Consider the following 20,026-nt stretch of genomic DNA (forward strand, 5'->3'; position numbering starts at 1 on the left):
AGGAGATGTAATCGTGAATCAGTTTGAAGAAATTTTTGATAAGGCCGTTCTAATGAGCGGTAAAGGTAGAAGATATAATGTAAAACATAATGAATTAACAGTTATTTTAGAAGAATTGAAGGAAATAGGAACAACTATAATTGAAGATATTAGAATAGTGAGACCGCATTTTCCGTCGGTGCATATTGATTTTATAAATGATGTTAGATTTAATGCTTGTGCTATCAAACAAGATGATATGTACTTTATTGGAATTAATATAGGTGTAGTTCAGGTCTTAGAAAAATTATTTAACTATATTATGTCACATCCAAATTTAATGACTGGAATAGGTGATGTTAGTCTGGAAATAAAAAAAGAAATAAGTTCTGATTATATTGCGATAAATCATAATTACTTAAGATTATTCACAAACTATGATGTAGAAGTGAATGCACCTATTGGCAAAGAAAGAAAACTCTGTGCAAAGGCATTGTATATGTATGCTTTGGAATTTCTAATACTACATGAATACGGACATATAGTTAATGGTCATATGGACTATGACTATTTTAGACGTAGAAGTGGATTATCTTTTATGTTTGAGCTTAATTCATGTGAAAAGAACGGGTTATTTACCCAAACGTTAGAAATGGATGCTGATAGCTATGCAGCAACAAGGATTACTCAAAGCATAATTGAAGATCATAACCGAACACTCGCTAAAACCGAAGCTATAGGGATTTCTCCAATGAGTTTTAAAGAGCGTCTTAAACAAATGTGTTATTCGGTGTATTTTATGTTTAGGTTGTTTGGAGAAATGAGCTATGACTTGAGAACTTTAGAAAAAAATAGCCATCCTGCTCCCGGTTTTAGGCAGCAGTTTCTTTTTGGTGTATTAGGTTCTTTGTTGATAACCGAATTGCAAGAGAGTTTAATTACTGAAGATGAACTGGGTGACATGGTAGAGGAAGTTATTAGAGAGTGCGAACAAGCATTAAAAACAATATCTGATAAGACATTTACTCCTGTTCCAATAAGTATAATAACGACTCCCGAAGGTCAAGAACATTGTATTAAAATTATGGCGAACTGGAAGAATGTTAAACCTTTAATAGAACCATACAGCAGGGCAATTTTAGCTCCTAGTGGGTATAATGAATAGATAATTATGATGAAAATTCTATGGGTGTAGCGTGTGTTTTGGCTGAATGTAAAGAAATTTTTAATGAAATAGGAATTTTAAAACCAGGAGAGACAAACGTCTCTCTTTTTATTTTGCAAAAAAGGGATGAGAACAATGGAGGAACAGATTTTTAATTCAGTTATTCAACAAGGAGCATTCGCAGGGTTATTTGTGTGGATGCTCTTTACTACACAAAAAAAGAATGAGCAGCGTGAAGCACAGTATCAAGCTGTCATTCAAAAGAACCAAGAAGTTATTGAAGAACAGGCAAAAGCTTTTGGATCTATTTCTAAAGACGTAACAGAAATCAAACAAAAACTTTTTGAAGGGGAAGATAAATAATGACAAAACGTATTGTAGATATTTCATACCACAATGGAAATCCAAACTGGAGTGTATTAGCACCACAGCTCGATTTAGCTATTTGTCGTGTGCAATATGGTTCGAACAAGAAAGACGTAAAATACAATGAGTATGTTGCTGCATTAGAGTCATACGGCATTCCACATGCGGCATATGCTTATGGATGTTTTGTGTCAGTAGCTGATGCGATTGTGGAAGCAAAAGACTTTCTATCGAGAGTGAATACTAATGCTAAGTTTCTTGTATTAGATGTGGAAGATGACACAGTAAAGTCAATGAAAAGCATAGGCAATCTTAATGATTTGGCGAAAGCATCACAAGCTTTCATTGATACATGTCGTGCTGCAGGCTGGAAAATTGGTTTATATGTAGCTCATCATATGTACGGTGAATACCATTTACAAAGTGTACAGGCTGATTTTATTTGGCTACCGCGATACGGAACAAATGATGGTAATCCACAGAAGAAACCAGCCTATCCTTGTGATATCTGGCAATATACTGATAACGGTTATATTGATGGTATCGGGAAAGTGGATATTAACTTATTACAAGGGAATAAATCATTAGATTGGTATATTGGTGCTCAAGCAGCGAGAATTCAAACTGGTGGTTTTAGCAATCCAGAAGCTATTGCTGAAATTACTCATTATTTTTTAGATAAAAAATGGTGGGTTGAGTCCACATTTGATGGAAAGGGTAATGTCAGTTATAAAACTGGAGGACTCTATGATCCAGATGTAACAGAATTCGAAAAATGGATGAAAGAACGCGGTTGGTGGTGCACTAGAGTATAAAAATAAAAAGTGCCGGCTCTTAATTGAGTCGGCTTTTTTCTATGAAACGTATAATTCTCCTTTTTTAAAGTTTTTACATTTTCCACATTTCATGCACTGAACCATACCAATTGGTTGCTTTTTCTTTTGTGAAGCAGTGACGAAGTACCCAATACCAAGTGGAATTCCGATTATTGTTAAACAGCAAAGTATCCCCATACGTTTTGCTAATTTCACATAATACATATTATCTCGTAGTTTTACGTTATTGCTACCACATTTAGAACAAGTAATCCCTGGCTTAAATTCATATTGCCCCATATCGATTCTCCTTTTATATATGAAATACGTTATACTATTACAAATCAGATATCCTTCTAACTTGTTTTTCCTTCTGTATTTAACCTAGAATACAAGATTATATCATTTTTATTCCCAGCTATATTTAAAAAAACAGTATGTTTTTTACCTCGCATCAATTATATTCATAAACTTAAGGAAAATTCTGTTATAAGACGTATCGGTACAAGTTATTAAATTATTTATCGGATGTATGTTGGTTACAGTCATATTTTTAGTAAGTAAATGATCATCTCTATAATAAGTAATTGATATCTTCTCTTCAGAAAGAAATGAACATAATAACGCGTTTTCAATACGTTCTTGTTCGTCTTTGGTTAATGTACGGCGCTCCACTTTTGTCTGCTTTTTAACAATCTTACAACTACCGATGAATTTCTTCGGTAGCGAGGCGAATGGAGTCCGCTTAACGATTCCTCTTCCTTTTGGCATATTTGTATAGTTCATGTTGTATATCCCCCTAATTGTTATAAATAACTGTATCATTATATCAAATATTAGAGATATTGGTATTATTTATCAATATTCAGTTCGGATTTATGTTTTCTCTCCACATAGATTTCATAAGTCATTTTAATACAAAAATCTATAGCTTCTTGATTGTCCTATGTGGAATCAAATTTATGCTGCAGATATAGTCGATGCGGGATTAGGGTTTAAAATCATTGATAAAGTAACAGCAAACGGTTCTCCGCAGTATAAAGTTAAAAATTCCAAAGGGAATGTATACTACATTACAGCTAGTCCTACTTATGTAGAGGTAAAATAGCACAAGCCTTACGTAATACTTTTAATAAACATCTCTATATTATATTATAAGTTTATTGAGTTATTTTCATGATGCTAAATTTAATGGGGGATGTGGATGTAATGGCAGATGAGCTGGTAATAAAAATTGATAAGAAATTCGGTAAAAAAGTAGGTCTGGTGGCAGGAGCAATTATTATATTAATTGTTGCTTTCTTCATGTTAAACAAAATGGGGGCTGGTACTGAAAGAGATGCAATAAAAGAAGTTGAAAGACTAGCAACTGAAAGAATAAAGTCAAATTCTGGCGGGAATTATGTAACTCTTGAGGATATTAATGTACGAAAAGATTCCCAAAAAGAAGACTATTACTACATAGAAGCACGTGCAGATTATTCAGATGCAAATGGTAATGAAACAAGCCAAAATATTTCATATCAATTGCAGTTTAGGAATGGATCATGGGAAGTGTTGCTCGACAAACATTATAATGTAGGATAAATAAAAAGGGCCGGCTCTTAATTGAGTCGGCTTTTTTTATTTAATCATTTTTATTTATTTGTTCTCTAAATTTATTCTCAAAAAGAATACGTTTATCTTCCATTTAAAAGGTAAGTAGTTAATTCCTTACTTACCTAAATTCTCTGCTATGTCTTCAATTGCTTTTAGGTAAATATCGTTTACCTCGGTCACACTATCTACATACAAGTCAGTTGCTTCACTCATATTCTTTATTGCTTCTTCGAGTTTTGTTGAGTCTTCTTTCTTAATAGCGGTTAACTGCTTATTGAAAGCTTTATCAAGCATTGAAGTAGATTCAGATACCTTCTTATGCGAGTCTTCGTACTTAGACTCCGGTGATAGTCTTCTTATTTGTGCTGTTATGGACTTTAACCCGTTTATTTTCTCTTCAAATTCTTTCTTAGTAGAATCAGAAGTACTACCCTCTATATCAATAGAAGAAATACTTGTAAGAACAGTTCCTAACTCTTTATTTAATGCGTTTAAGTTTCCTGCATAGTTTTCTTTATTCTTTGCTTCGTCTACTGAAACAATTGCATGGTCTTCGTCTATTACATTGCTCTCACAACCAACTATACCAGTTAGTAGCATGAAGGGTAAAGCGAATGTTAGTGCCTTTCGTTTCATATCTATTCCTCCTTTCTTTTATAACTCATACACTGATAATCTTATTATTAGATAAACTACTAGTGTATGAGCCTACCAGTCTATTTTATTTCTTGTAACATCTTGTTTCCTTCGTCAATCTTTTTAGAAGCCTTAATGATAGCATCATTGCCTAAATTCATTAAATTTGTGTCTTTCTTCTCAAATCCGTCCTTAGTAAGTGTTACTGACATATTGAGCAAATCCATAGCCGTTTCTATCGTGAATTGTACTATAAATTATGTAAATAAGATATGTGAATTTTTCATCTTTAAGAGAAATTTTGAGTGTTTTAACAATATGAAAACATGTATTACGGTTGTAGAGAATCTTGCTCCGCACACAAGTTCAACAATGGGAACGGTAATACCTATTTATCAAGGTGATTGTAATACAAGAATTATTTTGGGGATTTATGCTAAATGAATGGTTTTTAAAATAAAAATAGATTTAATACAGTTTAATTAAAAGGCTATTATTTGCTCACATTTTGCTCACAAATAATATAAAAACACGTGAAAAAATATGAAATGCTCTTTTGAAATAGAATATAATATAACAAATAAAAAGTGTCACAAATGCTTGTGTATCAGGCGTTTGTGACACTTTTATAGTTTTATATTACATAAAATGAACAACCCTAAAACTGCTCATTCTTCTCCCAAGATTCTACAATATAATGGGCAATCGTCGGATTAAATCCTTTCCCAACTAAAAACATAATCGCAGCGACTTCTGTTAATGCGTGTTTATGTGATGTGTGTTTCGCTTCATTTAAACCGTAATCTACCCAAGGTTTTACGAAATCTAATACAGGTTTCTTTAAAGGTAAAAACTGTGTACCGACAACTTGTTGAATTTGTTGTTGTGTGGGTTCTGTTATAGGTCCGGGCGGTAAAATTTGTGGCTGTGTAATATCGAATGTTGGTCCTGGTGGTAAAATTTGTGGTTGTGTCGGATCAATTGTTGGTCCAGGCGGTAAAATTTGTGGTTGTGTTGGATCAATTGTTGGTGGTTTAGGTGGTGAGACACGTACATCGTAGTTTGGTGGATACATTTGTTGTGGGTATTGCGGTTGTTGTTCTTGAGTTTGTGGTGTTACATATGGATTGTGCTGATACTGTTGTTCTTGAGTATGCGGAGTTACGTATGGATTGTGCTGATATTGCTGTTCTCGAGTGTGCTGAGTTACATATGGATTTTGCTCGTATTGTTGTTCTTGGTTTTGGGGTGCAGCGTATGGATTTTGGGGATATTCATAATTTGGACGTGTGTCATATGGATTTTGTTCGTATTGTTGTTCTTGCTGTTGTATTTCTTGTTCCTCATATTGAGGATAAAATGGTTGTTGTGGGTAAGGCGGTTGATTATTATAAAACATATTTATTCCTCCTTCATGATGATGCCTACCACCTAGTGTATGGACGGACAAGAAAATATGTGATGAAAAAATGTGGGCGTGTTACAATAAGTAACTGGGTGAAGATAAAATGACAAAACAAGAAAAGATTCAAAAAACAATTATTTTTGTAAAACATATTTTAGAAAAAGATGCGAGTGGGCATGATTGGTATCATATTGAGCGTGTACATAAACTGGCGATTTCTTTATCCGAGCAAGAAGGTGGAAATCGTTTTATAATTGAAATGGCAGCATTACTTCACGATGTGGCAGATGAAAAGTTAAATGAAAGTGAAGAAGCAGGAATGAAAAAAGTTTCTGATTGGTTAGAAAAGTTACGTGTTGAAGAAGAGGAAAGTAAACATATTCTTCACATCATCTCTAATATGTCTTATAAGGGTGGCCATGGCGGCATAGTTGAGTCACTTGAAGGGAGAATTGTTCAAGATGCGGACCGTTTAGATGCCCTTGGAGCAATTGGAATTGCACGTACATTTGCGTACGGGGGAGCGAAAGGGAGATTAATGTATGATCCAACCATTCCGCCGCGTGAAGAGATGACGAAAGAAGAGTATAGAAAGAATAACGATCCATCTTTAAATCATTTTTATGAAAAATTATTGAAATTAAAAGACTTAATGAATACGAACGCAGCAAAACAAGAGGCTGAAGTTCGTCATCGTTATATGGAACAGTTTATTGAACAATTTATGAAAGAGTGGAATGCACAAATATGAAAATGTTAACTGTGGAGAACTTATCGAAATCATACGGAGAAAAACCGTTATTTGATGGATTATCATGTAGTATTACAGAAGGACAACGTGTCGGAATTATTGGTGTAAACGGTACTGGTAAATCGACATTATTAAAAATTATTGCAGGATTAGAAACTCCTGATACAGGTGATATGACGCATTCACGTGGATATACAATTAGTTATTTATCACAGCAACCAGAGTTTGATGAAAAACTAACTGTATTAGAGCAAGTGTTCCATGGTGATACACCTTTAATTCGTCTTCTTCGTGATTATGAAAAGGCACTATTAAATATCGAAAAAGATCCAAGTAATGAAAAGGTACAGGAACAATTATTTGTAGTGCAGCAACGTATGGATGCAATGAGTGCATGGGAAGCGAATGCAAATGCGAAATCGCTTTTAACAAAATTAGGAATTACTGATTTCACAGCAACTGTTGGGAATTTATCTGGTGGACAGAAAAAACGTATCGCAATGGCACAATGTTTTATTGAAACACCTGATTTATTAATTTTAGACGAGCCTACGAACCATCTTGACCATGAGACAGTTGAATGGTTAGAAGAATATTTAGCAAGATATACAGGTGCGGTATTACTTGTAACCCATGATCGTTATTTCTTAGATCGCGTGACGAATCGTATTTTCGAATTAGATAACGGAAAACTGTATAGCTATGAAGGAAACTATAGTACATTTTTAGAAGCGAAAGCACTTCGTGAAGAGCAGGAATTGGCGCAAGAATCAAAACGCCAAAATTTATATCGTCGTGAACTTGCATGGATTCGTCGTGGTGCAAAAGCTCGTTCTACAAAACAAAAAGCACGTATTCAACGCTTTGATGAACTGAAAGAGCAAGAGGGACCAGCTGCAAAACAGTCAGTTGATATTGCTTTAAGTGGAAGTCGGTTAGGAAAGAAAGTACTTGAATTAAAAGATGTAACGAAAAAATTTGGCGATAAAACGGTATTGCATAATTTTAATCATATTGTGAAGCCTGGTGATCGTATCGGAATCATCGGAGCAAATGGAAGTGGAAAATCTTCTCTATTAAATATGCTCGCAGGCAAACTATCTCCTGATAGTGGTGAAATTGAAGTTGGACAAACTGTAAAAGTTGCTTATTATACGCAAGAAAATGAAGAGATGAATTTAAATCAGCGTATGATTGAATACATTAAAGAAATTGCGGAAGTCATTCATACGACAGACGGAAAAGTAATTGGCGCATCTCAAATGTTAGAGCGTTTCTTATTCCCGACGCATTCACATGGTACACCGCTTGGTAAACTATCTGGTGGTGAAAGAAGACGTTTATATTTATTACGCATATTAATGGGTGAACCGAACGTACTATTACTTGATGAGCCTACGAATGATCTAGATACACAAACATTAACAGTGTTAGAAGATTATTTAGAAGATTTCCCGGGTGTCGTTTTAACTGTATCGCATGACCGTTACTTCTTAGATAAAGTAGTAGATGAATTGTTTATCTTTACTGGCGGAGGCGAAGTGCGTGAATTTCTAGGTAGTTATACAGATTATTTAGAAATGGAAAAGACGAAAGAACTTATTGAAAAAGCGGAAATGCAGAAAGAAAAAAAGGTAGTAGAGGAAGCGCCGAAACAACAACGTAAACGTAAACTTTCATATAACGAGCAGCGTGAATGGGAAACAATTGAAGATAAAATTGCAGAGCTGGAAGAAAAACTTGAATTAATTGGAGAAGAACTTACGAATGTTGGTTCTGATTTTACGAAAGCTCAAGAGTTGTCTGAAGCAGCGCAAAAAACAGAAGAAGAGTTAGAAAAAACGATGGAACGATGGAGCGAACTATCAGACATCGTTGAAGGTTTAAAATAAAAACAAGCTGCATATATTGAAAAGTAAAGAGAAAAACTTTACACTATTGGTAGAACCTATTTTAGGAGGGAAATAATGAGAACATCTAATCCAATGTTGAAAAAAGAGGCATTCCGTAAAGAGAGTGCAAGTGCTTCTGCGATGACTATTGGCGGAACAGTAGGCAAAACGTTCATTATGCTTATCTTGCTACTTGCAACGTCTGTCTATTCATACATACAGATGGTAGAGGGTACGATGAAAATGCCAGTATTAATTGGTGCATTAGTAATCGCAGCAATTATTGCATTTGCATCTATCTTCTTCCCGCGAATGGCACCAATCGGGGCGCCAATCTATGCAGCGGTAGAAGGGGTTGTACTAGGAAGTATTTCAGCGATTTATACAATGAAATTTGGCGATGCTATCGTTTTAAACGCTGTATTACTAACAATTTCAATTTTATTTGCAATGTTAGTTTTATATGCGACGCGCGTTGTAAAGGTAACTGATAAATTCCGTACGGGTGTAATGGCTGCAACAATGGGGATTCTGGTTATGTATTTGATCGTATTCTTATTAAATATGTTCGGTGTAACTGTACCATATATTCACCAAGGTGGAACTATTGGTATTATCATTAGTGCGGTTGTTATTGTAGTTGCTTCATTAAACTTATTACTAGATTTCGATTTAATCGAAAGTGGTGCGCGTAGCCAAGCTCCAAAATATATGGAGTGGTACAGTGCAATGGGTCTCATGATGACTCTAGTATGGTTATACTTAGAAATTCTTCGTTTCGTTTCTTACTTTACGAAAAATGACTAGTGAAAAGTCCTGCATGAAATGTGCAGGGTTTTTTCATTTTCATAGAACTAGAGGATGCTTTAATATATCCGTCAGCAGAATTCATTATTTCAACTATTGAAGGGTATGCAGCTGCATGCAATGAACAGTTGAAGTTTGAGAGTAAAGTTAACACGATTACATTCTACTTAGAAGATGTATTGTTTAGCGCTGAAATAAAGATGGCTCGCGGAGGGTATTACATCTCTTGCAGTGAAGTGTAATATATCTTGAAACCTTACATGTTCAAAATATGTAGGGTTTCTTTTTTGTTTTTTTAATATGTAAAGTAATACTTTTCACTTTAGAAATATATAATTTTACCCTTTTTACCCTTTACACATTTTTCTTTACAATGAAGAAAAACATGTGAGGTGGTATAACTTATGATGAATCGAGTTGTATTAATCGGTAGATTGACAAAGGAGCCAGAATTATACTACACAAAACAAGGAGTTGCTTATGCACGAATATGTGTTGCGGTGAATAGAGGTTTTCGAAATAGTTTGGGTGAACAACAAGTAGATTTTATAAATTGTGTCGTTTGGCGAAGATCGGCTGAAAATGTATCAGAATACTGTGCGAAAGGGGCACTTGTTGGGATTACTGGGCGTATTCATACGAGTAATTACGATGATGAACAAGGAAAGAGAATATATAGAACGGAAGTTGTGATTGAGAGTATTACATTTTTAGAGAGAAGGCGGGAGGGTGCATCGCAATAAGAAGCAAAGGTTATTAAAAATTAAGAGGGCTTTAATTGCCCTCTATTTTTTCTGATTGATACCGTCCCAAACAACATCTAATTGTTGGTTAAGTATATCTTTCGCATTTGTTTCATTAGCCTGTAATAGGGAGTGGGACATTAGTGTATAAAAATAAGTACTCATAATAGTAGAAGTGATGATATTTGTATCCCATGGACTGTGTAATGTTCCTGTCTCTTTCGCTTCTGTAATAACAGAAGACAAACTTTCTTGTAGCTGGTGTATACTTTTTAATTCATTTTCTACTAAGTAGTTAGATTTAATAATTTCAAAGACGGCATGCTTCATTAATTCACCATGTCCAGTAAATCGATCCAGTAAATCTCCTAAAACAAGTTTGATTCGCTCTTTCGGATGTTCTACATTTTCGTATGTTTTTAAACTTTCATTCCACAGTTCAATTTGAGAATCACCTAAAAATAATAATATGTTTTCTTTTTTCGGAAAGTAGTTGAAGAAAGTTCCTTTTGCAATCCCGCATGCAGTAGTAATATCTTGAACCGTTACATTTTCGTACCCACGTTCTTGGAAGAGTTGTACTGCTTTTAGGAATATAAGTTCTTTTAATTCTTTTTTTCTCGTTTCTCTAAGCATATAATCGACCCCTAACAGAAACAATTATATCTGTTTATTAGATAATCTCAAACGAAATTGTATTTCATAACTTTATAGTTTCTTGTTATAAATGAAAACTATATAGTTCATGTGCTTGCCTTTCAGAAATCCATTTTGGAATACGTTTCATTATTTCGTTTCTTACTATAGTTAAAGGTTTACTTTCTATTTGAGCCATTTTTCCAACTTTCCATGCAGTATTTGAGATTTTTTCAATTCTATCGCGTCTGTTTTGTTCGTATTCTATAAATGCTTGACGATAGTGAGCATTATTTTTGATACATTCAGCCAGGATAATTGCATCTTCAATTGCTTGACAAGCACCTTGACCTAAATTCGGAGTAAGTGCATGGGCAGCATCCCCAATAAATGCAATGCGTTTGTCAAAAAACTGTTTCATTGGAGTAATGTCTACAATATCACGATGAATCATAGTAACGTCCGATGCGTTATTTAAAATAGATGGGATTGGATTATGGTAACTTTTGAAATGTTTATATAAATCTGCTGTTGTGTATGTCGTATATTTTGGATCTCTAGCTTTAGCATTTATGAGCGCATACCAGTATACTTCGTTGTTAGGAAGAGGAACGATACCAAATCTACCGTTTGTTCCCCAAGTTTCAATAAAATCGTTTGTTAAAGATAGATTATGAGTTGGAGTTACACCACGCCAACACGTATATCCGGTATAACGATAACCATCGCTTTGTGTTACTTGTTTTCGAACGACAGAATGAATACCATCAGCAGCAATGAGTATATTACCGAGTGCTTCACTACCATCTTGAAATAATATTTTTAAGGCGTTTTCTTCATTTTGGTCTATTTTTACGCATTCTTTTCCCCATTCGACAGTCCCTTTTTGTAGTTCTGAAAGAAGCAATTGTTGTAAATCTTTTCTATGAATGGAGTACATTTTTGGATAACAAGTTGGAATGGTCAATTTACTTAATATAGATCCTTTTGCTGACACAAGGTTAAAACCGTCACTTTCGTTCCCTAATTTTTTTATTTGCTCAGAAATTCCGTATGGTTCAAGTGCCTGCATTGCATTTGGAGCGATGATAATACCTGCACCAGCAACAGTAGGTTCAGTATTTTTGTCATATACTTTTACATCTAATCCTATTTTTTGTAAGGAGATTGCTGCGCAAAGACCAGCAATACCACCACCAATAATTATCACATTATTCATTTGTTATCCCGCCACCTTTTAATGACTTTGATCATAAAATGACCATGGTCATTTTATGAGTTAAGGTTAATCTCTTTTTATGTTATTGTCAATTATACTTTTAACTATAGTTTTGGAACGATTAGGTGAAAATAGAATGAATGAAACTTCTAAGAAATGTAGAAAAGGAATTAGTAAAATTAAGCATCCGAGTAGGAGTATAGAGTGATAACATGTTACAATACAGCTAAGAACAAGCAATAAAGGAGAGTTATTTTACGTGAAAATTAAAGCAATTGAACCGACACCAAGTCCAAATACAATGAAAGTTATTTTGAATGAAGTATTACCATCAGGAGCGCGTAATAATTATACGAATGAAAATAAAGAACAAGCACCAGTGCAAGTACAAGAAATTTTGAAAATTGAAGGCATTAAAGGTGTGTATCATGTTGCAGACTTTTTAGCAGTGGAGCGAAATGCGAAATATGACTGGAAAGTTTTATTACAACAAGTTCGTGCCGTTTTTGGTGAAGAAGTAGTAGAAGAAAGCGAAGAACAACAACTTGCTCATTTTGGAGAAGTGAAAGTGTTTATTCAAATGTTCTTTACAATTCCGATGCAGGTGAAGTTAACAGATGGAACGACGGAAGAACGTGTTGGTTTACCAGATCGTTTTAAAGAAGCGATTATGAAAGTACAAATGTCTGCACCTAACGTTGTAAAGGAACGTAAATGGGTAGAACAAAGTACACGTTACGGTAATTTTGAAGAAATCGGGAAAGAAGTAGTAGAAGAAATTGTTGCTGCTAATTCAGAAGAACGTGTAAATGAAACGGTTAAAGAATTATTAGATCAAGCAGGTGCTGTTGAAGTAACGATTCAAAAGCGTGAGCCATATAAAGTAACAGAAGAGATGATGAAAGATTCTGACTGGAAAAACCGTTTTGCAGCGTTAGAACAAATGGACCCTACTGAAGAGGATATTCCAGTATTGAAGATAGCACTAGACGATGAGAAAGTATCTATTCGCCGTTTAGCAACAGCGTATTTAGGTATGGTAAAAGGTGAAGAAGCATTACCATTATTATATAAAGCATTGTTAGATCGTTCTGTGAGTGTTCGCCGTACAGCAGGCGATTGTTTATCAGACGTAGGTGATCCGGCAGCAATGTTCGTTATGATTAAATCTCTTAAAGATTCAAGTAAATTAGTACGTTGGCGTGCAGCGATGTTCTTATTTGAACTTGGTGATGAAAGTGCTATCCCAGCACTAAAAGCAGCACAAGATGATCCAGAGTTTGAAGTAGCGATGCAAGCGCGTCTTGCATTAGAGCGTATTGAAGGCGGCGAAGAAGCGAAGGGATCAGTTTGGAAACAAATGACGGATTCTCGTAAAGGGGAATAATCTATGATCGTTTTCTATGATAGTTGGTGTCCAATGTGTACTGCAGTTGCAGAGCGTACGAAGAAGTTAGATAAAAAGGGTAAGATGAAATTTGTTTCATTTCGAGATGAAGATGTAGTTAAGAAGTATGATCTTTCTCAAGAACTACAAAGTAAGATGGAACAAAGATTATATATTTATAAAAATAATAAGTGGTATGACGGTATTCATAGCATTCATGTATTAGCAAAAGCCGTCCCATCTTATTGGTTTGCAGTTCCTTTTATAAAACTATCTATCGTACTTGGATTTGGAAGTAAAGTATACGATTATATCGCTAACAATAGAAAACTTGTCCCAGTTGGACACTGCCGTGAAGGGATTTGTGAAATCCCTTCAAAAAAATGAAATCATCACTATCTTTCTTTTGCACCTATTAATAGAGCGTGATATGATGAATTTGGAATGAAAGTTGAAGGAGAGATTACAAGATGTCAAATGCTTATGAAGAATACATGCGCCAAATGGTAATTCCAATGCGCCAAGAATTAGTGCGTTCTGGATTTGAAGAGTTAACTACAGAAGAAGCTGTTACAGAATTTATGGAGAATACATCAGGTACAACTTTAGTAGTTGTAAACTCTGTTTGTGGTTGTGCAGCTGGCTTAGCACGCCCATCAGCAGGTCAAGCGGTTGTTCGTGCCGAGAAACAACCTGATCATCTTGTAACTGTATTTGCAGGTCAAGATAAAGATGCTACTGCAAAAATGCGTGAATACTTCGGAGAAATTCCTCCATCTTCACCATCTATGGCATTACTAAAAGGAAAAGAAGTGGTTCACTTCATTCATCGTCATGAAATTGAAGGTGCAACTATGGACGAAATTATTACGAACTTAGAACAAGCTTTCGAAAAGAATTGCTAAAGAAGGGGGAGAGTAAATCTCCCTCTTTTCTTTATATAGAGGTGAAATAATGATTGTAACAACAGCAGGACGAACAAATAAAGAAATGATGGATTATGCAAAAAAGGTAGCTGAAGAGTTACATAGTTCTTTCGTTATCCGTAATGATATACCTGTACATAAACTGCATGAGCAGTATGCACAAGATGTACTTGTCGTAGGAAAAAATCGATTAGCTATTTATCCGAAAGGTACGGAAGAGTCGTTTTTCTTTCATCCAAATTCGGCGATGTTTCGTGTGAAAAGGTTAATGCGCGGAGAGCACGATCCGTTTGTACAAGCCACGCAATTAGAGAGCGGAATGACAGTATTAGATTGTACGCTCGGTATGGCATCAGATAGTATTGTAGCTAGTTATATTGTTGGTGAAAGTGGAAAAGTAACGGGACTTGAAGGAAACGAATATATGGCTTACATCATGAGAAATGGTTTGAAAACATGGTCTTCATCCGTGTCTGAAATCGATGAAGCAATGCAAAGAATCGATGTAAAGCAAACGGAGCATTTCGCATTTTTAACACAATGTGAAGATAATAGTTATGATGTTGTTTACCTCGATCCAATGTTTGAAGAAACTGTCATAGAATCAGATGGAATAAAAGGATTAAAACACTTCGCTTTGTATCATGATATTACTGATGAAACAATTACGGAGGCGAAGCGTGTGGCAAGAAAGCGTGTCGTTTTGAAAGATCATTTCCGTAGTTCTAGATTTGAAAAACACAATTTTCATGTATACAAAAGAAAAAGTGCGAAGTTTCACTTTGGTGTAATTGACCCTTGCTAATTGTTTGAAAAGATGTATAATAAGCAATAATTAATTAAATATACTGTCTGTGATGAAGAGAGTAGTCTTTTTCAGAAGGAAAGCGAGCTGGGGATGGTGTGAGCCTAGTGCGGAAGAAAAAGATGAAGCGCACTTCGGAGATGCTTCTTGAACGAATAGTAGAGTAAGCCGAGGCCCCCTGTCCTCGTTATAAACGGGAAAGTGGTTCGAAATGAACAACAAGGGTGGTACCACGGGTTAAAACTCGTCTCTTATATAGAGACGAGTTTTTTGTGTTTAAAAAAATAAGGAGGTTATTGTATGAATGATAAAACGCAGTTCGCAAAAAGTTTATCAAATATTCTAGCTGATGAATTAACGCAAAATCAAATTTTAGATTTAATCGAAACGCCGAAACAAGATGAATTTGGAGATGCAGCATTTCCATGTTTTTCACTTGCGAAGCAATATAAAAAATCACCAGCCATTATCGCGAAGGAAATTGCGGAGAAATTAAATGATCCGTTCTTTACGAAAGTAGAAGCCGTTGGTCCTTATGTAAATGTATTTTTTAACCGTGAAACTGTTAGTGATGCAGTATTAAAAACGATTTTAGCTAAGAAAGAAGAATATGGTCAAAACCACATTGGATGTGAAAAAACGGTAGTTATTGATTACTCATCTCCAAATATCGCGAAGCCTTTTTCGATGGGGCATTTACGTTCTACAATGATAGGGAATTCGCTGAAACATATCGCTGAAAAATGTGGATATGAAGTTGTAGGAATTAATTATATTGGCGATTGGGGAACACAGTTTGGAAAGTTAATTACCGCATATAAAAAATGGGGAAATGAAGATGTAGTTAAAGAGGATCCAATACGTGAATTATTTAAGTTATATGTTCAATTCCATGAGGAAGTAAAAGAGAACGAAGAATTAGAAGAAGAAGGACGTGCTTGGTTTAAAAAATTAGAAGAAGCTGATGAAGAAGCAGTCGAGCTTTGGAATTGGTTCCGTCACGAGTCTTTAAAAGAATTTTCTCGTATTTATGAGCTTCTCGGTGTAGAATTTACTAATTTTCAAGGAGAAGCTTTTTATAATAACTTAATGGAAGATTTTATTGGGATTTTAGAAGAACATGAGTTACTTGAAGAATCAGAAGGCGCATTAGTCGTTAATTTAGAAAATGAGGGTATGCCGCCTTGCTTAATTAGAAAATCAGATGGTGCGACGATTTACGCAACACGTGATTTAACAGCAGCATTATATCGTCAAAACACATATGGATTTGATAAAGCGTTATATGTAGTTGGCCCGGAACAAAGCTTGCATTTTAATCAATTTTTTACTGTATTAAAAAAGATTGGCTACACTTGGGTTGATGGCATGGAACATGTACCGTTTGGCTTCATTTTAAAAGACGGTAAGAAAATGTCGACACGTAAGGGAAGAGTTATTTTACTTGAAGAAGTACTTGAAGAAGCGATCGAACTTGCAAAACAAAATATTGAAGAGAAAAATCCAAACTTAAAACAAAAAGAAGAAGTAGCAAAGCAAGTCGGTGTTGGAGCAATCATCTTCCACGATTTAAAAAATGAGCGTATGCATAATATTGAATTCTCATTAGAAAATATGCTGAAATTTGAAGGGGAAACAGGACCGTATGTACAGTACACACACGCACGTGCTTGCTCTATTTTAAGAAAAGAAGGTGTAGAATTTGAAACGTGTACGTTCGCATTAAAAGATGATCATAGCTGGAGCGTCATAAAATTACTAAACAAATTCCCGAAAGTAATTGAAGCAGCCTTTAATAAAAATGAGCCATCGGTTATTTCGAAATACGTATTAGATGTAGCACAAGCATTTAATAAATATTACGGTAATGTTCGAATATTAGAAGAGAATGAAGGAAAAGACAGCAGACTTGCATTAGTATATGCTGTGACGGTTGTATTAAAAGAAGGATTACGATTACTTGGGGTGGGTGCTCCTGAGGAGATGTAAATATGAGAATAATCATTATGAACTTAGAAGTACACTGACAAACCATGGCTAGTATGAGCCTGGTTTGTTTTTTTATTGGTTATATAATTCTTTTGCAAAATCAATTAAAATCTTTTTAGAGAGGGTGATTTATATTGATTCGAACTTGCATTTTACAAATTCCTTGTCATAGAAGAGCGGAAAGAAGTTTCATGAAATTACAAAAATACATACCTTTATGTGCGAGATGCACAGGTATGCTTATTGGGTTCTTTATGTTTCCAATATATTTTTTTTTAGTGCCTTCGTATACTCTTTCATTAGTGTTAGCATTTTGTGCTCAAATTCCACTACATATCGATGGATTCACCCAAAAGTGGGAATGGAGAAGCAGTACAAATTTGCTAAGAGTAACTACCGGTTTATTAAGTGGTAATGGTATGGGATTACTCATTTCATTTAGCATTATATGGATTCTTTCTTAAAGCATATATTAATGGAGGTAGCTACTTAGATGTTCTGGATCTATTTAATTCTAATTTGCATTTCAGGAGGAAGTGGAATCGGTTTTATTATGTATGAAAAATATATAGAAGCAATAATTGCTTTTGTTATTTGTACGTTATTTATTGGGCTGTTATATTATTATCTTAAAAGAAGAGAAAAAAGGAGAAATTTAGATTGTAGCACTATAGATTGCACTGATTGTTCGGATTGTGATTGTACTTGTTAAGTTTCTATGCATCTATATTTTTTTAGGGCTAATGTATCTGTAACGATGCACTAGCCCTTTTGTTTTAAAATTCTCCTATATGTGTTTGTAATCACTGTATATTTAATACTCTTTCACTTTATTTTTTCGAATTAGTTCATCGATTAGGTAAGAAGGGGGTAATTGTTTTTAAATATTCTGGAATTTGAATGAATGTGTAGGATATTATCTATTATACAGAGAACTTTAGTTATACATATAAGTAGGAGGTAATAAATTTGGAAGAATATGATTGGAATAGTCAGTTAAAGTACTTAAGAAATACAAGAAGTTTGTATTATAACGACGATTATTTAAGATTTCTAGTAAATTCAGTCTGGAAGATTTCTGAGCCAGTACATATTGTTGATTATGGCTGTGGATATGGGTATTTAGGCTTAGTTTTGTTACCTTTTCTTCCAGAGGGATCAAAGTATACAGGCATAGATAGCGGAGAAACATTAATAGCTGAAGCGAGAGAGTTATTTCGTTCACTTCCATATGAATCACAATTTATTGAAGGAAATGCTACAGAAATTGAATTGAAAAATAAATACGATATAGCAATCTGCCATGCCTTTTTATTACATATGAGTTCACCAAAAACGATGCTAGAAAAAATGGTACATTCAATTAAGGATGGCGGTAAAGTAATCTGTTTTGAACCACATTGGATTTCAAATATGTCTTCCTACGTATTAGATGGAGAGAATCAATCAGAAATTATTAAACTAGGTGCTTTGCAGAAAGTATTTGAAAGAGATACACAAAGAAACGGTAAGGATGGAAATATCGGTATGAAAATACCGATGTATTTAAGTGAATTAGGCGTGAAAAATATTGAGTGTAGAGTGAGTGATAAAGTGAACTTTTTAGACTCTAATATGCATCAAAATGATAAAAATGAATTGTATTATGCATTAAAAGAAGAGGGGATTGCGGGTAATCCAGGTGATAAACTAAAATTTATAGAACATTTAATGGCAAGAGGATTAACGTATGATGAAGCGTTAGCTCAATATAAAGCAGAACGACGATTTTTTAAAGCGTTTCATATACATTCTTCTTTAGTATACGCTCCGAATATGAAAATTACATTTGGTGAAATAGAATGTTAAAAAGTAGCGATATGATGAGGGTTGCTACTTTTAATATATGGAATCATGAGAGTTTTTGGGTTGAGAGGTTAGAAGCCATTTGTGAGGAAGTTCGAAATATTTCCCCGCATATTCTTGCCTTGCAGGAAGTTAGAAGTTGTGTTACTTATGAATCAAAGAAGAATGTTGCGCAATATATAGCGGATCAAACTGGATATCCGTTTTGTATATTTAAAGCGTATCCCGATTCTCCAGATGAAGGACTAGCCTTCTTAAGCAAAATTCCTATCGAAGCTGAAGAAGCTATATGGGAAACAGATATAGAAGAATCAAATTATTGTGCACTTCGAATCAGGTTTAAATTGGAAATCTAGAAGGATAAGACAAGAGCAAATGAATACAGTAAATAATTGGATTAAACACAGGGTGAGTGACTACGAACTATTATGTGGTGATTTTAATGATAATCCACATTCAAGGGTGCATCAATATTTAATCAGTAATCATTGGATAGATGCTGCTCAGCTTAAAGAAAATCAAGATGGCATGAAAGCTCAGCCAACTTTAGATTATAGAAAGAATACGAATTTAAGAGGAGAGGTAAAGAAAGACAAAAGATACGACTGGATTATGATACAAGAAAACGACCCATTGGGATTTCCTATAATTGAAAACGTATCTATATTTGGGAACTCATCATTAACTTCATTGGGCATATTTCCTAGTGATCATTACGGTGTTTTTACAGATTTGCAATTTGATAAATAAAAAGATGTCGGTAAGTAGATATTCGATATCTAATCGCTCATATATTTGAATTATCGCCGATATAATTTCATGTACTGATTTCAGCCTTTAAAAGGTAAGAGACTCATATTACGTTAGTACATAAAATTAAACAAAATACGAAGAAAAACAAACATTTTTACTATATTCTGTTATAAATTAGAATAATATTAAATAATACCATTCATTATAAGAGATTATAGTTGAATACCTACAATATGATGTGTAAAATCTAAGCAAGTAGCAGTATAAAGTGAAACTTTAATCAGTGGGTGGGTTATCCCCACTGATTA

General features: G+C 34.5%; 26 protein-coding genes and 1 other annotated feature. Of the genes, 20 read left to right on the forward strand and 6 right to left on the reverse strand.

The genetic code is table 11. The annotated features are described in order from the left end of the window. Positions 1-13 precede the first annotated feature (13 nt). From COI75_RS19855 to COI75_RS19865, 3 genes are all read left to right on the forward strand, one after another. Complete coding sequence (locus tag COI75_RS19855) at positions 14-1,144, forward strand: hypothetical protein (protein WP_098448584.1); 1,131 nt, start codon at positions 14-16, stop codon at positions 1,142-1,144. A 135-nt stretch (positions 1,145-1,279) separates the two neighbouring features. Continuing rightward, complete coding sequence (locus COI75_RS19860) at positions 1,280-1,507, forward strand: BhlA/UviB family holin-like peptide (protein ID WP_098448585.1); 228 nt, start codon at positions 1,280-1,282, stop codon at positions 1,505-1,507. Then, on the forward strand, positions 1,507-2,325 hold the full coding sequence (locus COI75_RS19865; RefSeq protein ID WP_098448586.1) for a GH25 family lysozyme: 819 nt from the start codon (positions 1,507-1,509) through the stop codon (positions 2,323-2,325). The genes COI75_RS19860 and COI75_RS19865 overlap by 1 nt, the downstream gene beginning before the upstream one ends. Positions 2,326-2,364: 39 nt before the next feature. Here COI75_RS19865 and COI75_RS19870 read toward each other — a convergent pair whose 3' ends face one another. Both COI75_RS19870 and COI75_RS19875 read right to left on the reverse strand, forming a co-directional pair. Further along, positions 2,365-2,625, reverse strand: coding sequence for a hypothetical protein (locus COI75_RS19870; protein ID WP_098448587.1), 261 nt, complete (start codon positions 2,623-2,625; stop codon positions 2,365-2,367). Positions 2,626-2,769: 144 nt separating this feature from the next. Further along, on the reverse strand, positions 2,770-3,111 hold the full coding sequence (locus tag COI75_RS19875; RefSeq protein WP_098448588.1) for a YolD-like family protein: 342 nt from the start codon (positions 3,109-3,111) through the stop codon (positions 2,770-2,772). A 160-nt stretch (positions 3,112-3,271) separates the two neighbouring features. On the opposite strand from COI75_RS19875, the gene COI75_RS19880 reads away from it, so the two are divergent. Next, positions 3,272-3,433: an N-acetylmuramoyl-L-alanine amidase gene (locus COI75_RS19880; RefSeq protein ID WP_098448589.1), complete on the forward strand. Its 162-nt coding sequence runs from the start codon at positions 3,272-3,274 to the stop codon at positions 3,431-3,433. A 101-nt stretch (positions 3,434-3,534) separates the two neighbouring features. Then, positions 3,535-3,912: a hypothetical protein gene (locus tag COI75_RS19885; RefSeq protein ID WP_098448590.1), complete on the forward strand. Its 378-nt coding sequence runs from the start codon at positions 3,535-3,537 to the stop codon at positions 3,910-3,912. 126 nt (positions 3,913-4,038) lie between these two features. Here COI75_RS19885 and COI75_RS19890 read toward each other — a convergent pair whose 3' ends face one another. Continuing rightward, positions 4,039-4,560: a DUF7018 domain-containing (lipo)protein gene (locus tag COI75_RS19890; RefSeq protein ID WP_098448591.1), complete on the reverse strand. Its 522-nt coding sequence runs from the start codon at positions 4,558-4,560 to the stop codon at positions 4,039-4,041. Positions 4,561-5,218: 658 nt separating this feature from the next. After that, entirely contained in the window at positions 5,219-5,959 is a 741-nt protein-coding gene (locus COI75_RS19900; protein ID WP_000499690.1) for a hypothetical protein, read from the reverse strand. Positions 5,960-6,068: 109 nt separating this feature from the next. Here COI75_RS19900 and COI75_RS19905 point away from each other — a divergent pair, with 109 nt between their 5' ends. The 5 genes from COI75_RS19905 (at position 6,069) to COI75_RS19925 (ending at position 10,158) form a co-directional block, all read left to right on the forward strand. Next, positions 6,069-6,716: an HD domain-containing protein gene (locus COI75_RS19905; RefSeq protein WP_000165955.1), complete on the forward strand. Its 648-nt coding sequence runs from the start codon at positions 6,069-6,071 to the stop codon at positions 6,714-6,716. Then, positions 6,713-8,608, forward strand: coding sequence for an ABC-F family ATP-binding cassette domain-containing protein (locus COI75_RS19910; protein ID WP_000783180.1), 1,896 nt, complete (start codon positions 6,713-6,715; stop codon positions 8,606-8,608). The genes COI75_RS19905 and COI75_RS19910 overlap by 4 nt, the downstream gene beginning before the upstream one ends. Before the next feature lie 75 nt (positions 8,609-8,683). Continuing rightward, on the forward strand, positions 8,684-9,415 hold the full coding sequence (locus COI75_RS19915; RefSeq protein WP_001260660.1) for a Bax inhibitor-1/YccA family protein: 732 nt from the start codon (positions 8,684-8,686) through the stop codon (positions 9,413-9,415). 20 nt (positions 9,416-9,435) lie between these two features. Beyond that, a complete protein-coding gene (locus COI75_RS19920; RefSeq protein ID WP_033657084.1) occupies positions 9,436-9,657 on the forward strand; it encodes a DUF4318 domain-containing protein in 222 nt (73 codons plus the stop codon). Positions 9,658-9,819: 162 nt separating this feature from the next. Continuing rightward, on the forward strand, positions 9,820-10,158 hold the full coding sequence (locus COI75_RS19925) for a single-stranded DNA-binding protein (RefSeq protein ID WP_000982021.1): 339 nt from the start codon (positions 9,820-9,822) through the stop codon (positions 10,156-10,158). Positions 10,159-10,200: 42 nt separating this feature from the next. Here COI75_RS19925 and COI75_RS19930 read toward each other — a convergent pair whose 3' ends face one another. Further along, positions 10,201-10,794 carry a TetR/AcrR family transcriptional regulator gene (locus COI75_RS19930; protein WP_000943176.1) on the reverse strand — a complete coding sequence of 198 codons (594 nt, stop codon included), beginning with the start codon at positions 10,792-10,794 and terminating at the stop codon, positions 10,201-10,203. 85 nt (positions 10,795-10,879) lie between these two features. After that, the gene (locus tag COI75_RS19935; RefSeq protein ID WP_001066857.1) at positions 10,880-12,013 is read right to left on the reverse strand and encodes an FAD-dependent oxidoreductase; all 1,134 of its coding nucleotides are present in this window, start codon (positions 12,011-12,013) and stop codon (positions 10,880-10,882) included. Positions 12,014-12,272: 259 nt separating this feature from the next. Between COI75_RS19935 and COI75_RS19940 the strand changes: the two genes are divergently transcribed. The 10 genes from COI75_RS19940 to COI75_RS27420 all read left to right on the forward strand — a co-directional run bounded on the left by COI75_RS19940 (position 12,273) and on the right by COI75_RS27420 (position 19,715). Next, positions 12,273-13,400 carry a conserved virulence factor C family protein gene (locus tag COI75_RS19940; RefSeq protein WP_000692593.1) on the forward strand — a complete coding sequence of 376 codons (1,128 nt, stop codon included), beginning with the start codon at positions 12,273-12,275 and terminating at the stop codon, positions 13,398-13,400. 3 nt (positions 13,401-13,403) lie between these two features. Beyond that, a complete protein-coding gene (locus COI75_RS19945) occupies positions 13,404-13,787 on the forward strand; it encodes a thiol-disulfide oxidoreductase DCC family protein (RefSeq protein ID WP_000634880.1) in 384 nt (127 codons plus the stop codon). Positions 13,788-13,870: 83 nt separating this feature from the next. Continuing rightward, entirely contained in the window at positions 13,871-14,305 is a 435-nt protein-coding gene (locus COI75_RS19950) for a BrxA/BrxB family bacilliredoxin (RefSeq protein ID WP_000063706.1), read from the forward strand. A gap of 49 nt (positions 14,306-14,354) precedes the next feature. Continuing rightward, entirely contained in the window at positions 14,355-15,131 is a 777-nt protein-coding gene (locus tag COI75_RS19955; protein ID WP_000637430.1) for a class I SAM-dependent methyltransferase, read from the forward strand. Between the two features lie 40 nt (positions 15,132-15,171). After that, positions 15,172-15,386, forward strand: a binding site (T-box leader). A gap of 45 nt (positions 15,387-15,431) precedes the next feature. Next, positions 15,432-17,120 (forward strand): arginine--tRNA ligase, encoded by a 1,689-nt coding sequence (gene argS, locus COI75_RS19960; protein WP_000998549.1) that lies wholly within the window; start codon positions 15,432-15,434, stop codon positions 17,118-17,120. A gap of 134 nt (positions 17,121-17,254) precedes the next feature. Further along, positions 17,255-17,584 carry a DUF2085 domain-containing protein gene (locus COI75_RS19965; protein ID WP_080020297.1) on the forward strand — a complete coding sequence of 110 codons (330 nt, stop codon included), beginning with the start codon at positions 17,255-17,257 and terminating at the stop codon, positions 17,582-17,584. 29 nt (positions 17,585-17,613) lie between these two features. Then, positions 17,614-17,832, forward strand: coding sequence for a hypothetical protein (locus COI75_RS19970; protein WP_002095694.1), 219 nt, complete (start codon positions 17,614-17,616; stop codon positions 17,830-17,832). A 257-nt stretch (positions 17,833-18,089) separates the two neighbouring features. Then, positions 18,090-18,968, forward strand: coding sequence for a class I SAM-dependent methyltransferase (locus COI75_RS19975; protein WP_000393360.1), 879 nt, complete (start codon positions 18,090-18,092; stop codon positions 18,966-18,968). After that, on the forward strand, positions 18,962-19,321 hold the full coding sequence (locus tag COI75_RS27415) for an endonuclease/exonuclease/phosphatase family protein (protein WP_232288618.1): 360 nt from the start codon (positions 18,962-18,964) through the stop codon (positions 19,319-19,321). The genes COI75_RS19975 and COI75_RS27415 overlap by 7 nt, the downstream gene beginning before the upstream one ends. 19 nt (positions 19,322-19,340) lie before the next feature. Beyond that, positions 19,341-19,715 carry a hypothetical protein gene (locus COI75_RS27420; RefSeq protein ID WP_002095691.1) on the forward strand — a complete coding sequence of 125 codons (375 nt, stop codon included), beginning with the start codon at positions 19,341-19,343 and terminating at the stop codon, positions 19,713-19,715. Positions 19,716-20,026: the final 311 nt, after the last annotated feature.

The organism is Bacillus cereus (assembly GCF_002564555.1).
Lineage (GTDB): Bacteria > Bacillota > Bacilli > Bacillales > Bacillaceae_G > Bacillus_A > Bacillus_A cereus_K.

Bases quoted from the DNA above. Each gene is read 5' to 3' on its own strand.
- COI75_RS27420 (WP_002095691.1), top strand. From the start codon at position 19,341: ATGAATACAGTAAATAATTGGATTAAACACAGGGTGAGTGACTACGAA.
- COI75_RS19905 (WP_000165955.1), top strand. From the start codon at position 6,069: ATGACAAAACAAGAAAAGATTCAAAAAACAATTATTTTTGTAAAACAT.
- COI75_RS27415 (WP_232288618.1), top strand. From the start codon at position 18,962: ATGTTAAAAAGTAGCGATATGATGAGGGTTGCTACTTTTAATATATGG.
- COI75_RS19945 (WP_000634880.1), top strand. From the start codon at position 13,404: ATGATCGTTTTCTATGATAGTTGGTGTCCAATGTGTACTGCAGTTGCA.
- COI75_RS19915 (WP_001260660.1), top strand. From the start codon at position 8,684: ATGAGAACATCTAATCCAATGTTGAAAAAAGAGGCATTCCGTAAAGAG.
- COI75_RS19925 (WP_000982021.1), top strand. From the start codon at position 9,820: ATGATGAATCGAGTTGTATTAATCGGTAGATTGACAAAGGAGCCAGAA.
- COI75_RS19865 (WP_098448586.1), top strand. From the start codon at position 1,507: ATGACAAAACGTATTGTAGATATTTCATACCACAATGGAAATCCAAAC.
- COI75_RS19930 (WP_000943176.1), bottom strand. From the start codon at position 10,794: ATGCTTAGAGAAACGAGAAAAAAAGAATTAAAAGAACTTATATTCCTA.
- COI75_RS19880 (WP_098448589.1), top strand. From the start codon at position 3,272: ATGTGGAATCAAATTTATGCTGCAGATATAGTCGATGCGGGATTAGGG.
- COI75_RS19950 (WP_000063706.1), top strand. From the start codon at position 13,871: ATGTCAAATGCTTATGAAGAATACATGCGCCAAATGGTAATTCCAATG.
- COI75_RS19860 (WP_098448585.1), top strand. From the start codon at position 1,280: ATGGAGGAACAGATTTTTAATTCAGTTATTCAACAAGGAGCATTCGCA.
- COI75_RS19970 (WP_002095694.1), top strand. From the start codon at position 17,614: ATGTTCTGGATCTATTTAATTCTAATTTGCATTTCAGGAGGAAGTGGA.
- COI75_RS19935 (WP_001066857.1), bottom strand. From the start codon at position 12,013: ATGAATAATGTGATAATTATTGGTGGTGGTATTGCTGGTCTTTGCGCA.
- COI75_RS19870 (WP_098448587.1), bottom strand. From the start codon at position 2,625: ATGGGGCAATATGAATTTAAGCCAGGGATTACTTGTTCTAAATGTGGT.
- argS (WP_000998549.1), top strand. From the start codon at position 15,432: ATGAATGATAAAACGCAGTTCGCAAAAAGTTTATCAAATATTCTAGCT.
- COI75_RS19890 (WP_098448591.1), bottom strand. From the start codon at position 4,560: ATGAAACGAAAGGCACTAACATTCGCTTTACCCTTCATGCTACTAACT.
- COI75_RS19910 (WP_000783180.1), top strand. From the start codon at position 6,713: ATGAAAATGTTAACTGTGGAGAACTTATCGAAATCATACGGAGAAAAA.
- COI75_RS19900 (WP_000499690.1), bottom strand. From the start codon at position 5,959: ATGTTTTATAATAATCAACCGCCTTACCCACAACAACCATTTTATCCT.
- COI75_RS19885 (WP_098448590.1), top strand. From the start codon at position 3,535: ATGGCAGATGAGCTGGTAATAAAAATTGATAAGAAATTCGGTAAAAAA.
- COI75_RS19955 (WP_000637430.1), top strand. From the start codon at position 14,355: ATGATTGTAACAACAGCAGGACGAACAAATAAAGAAATGATGGATTAT.
- COI75_RS19875 (WP_098448588.1), bottom strand. From the start codon at position 3,111: ATGAACTATACAAATATGCCAAAAGGAAGAGGAATCGTTAAGCGGACT.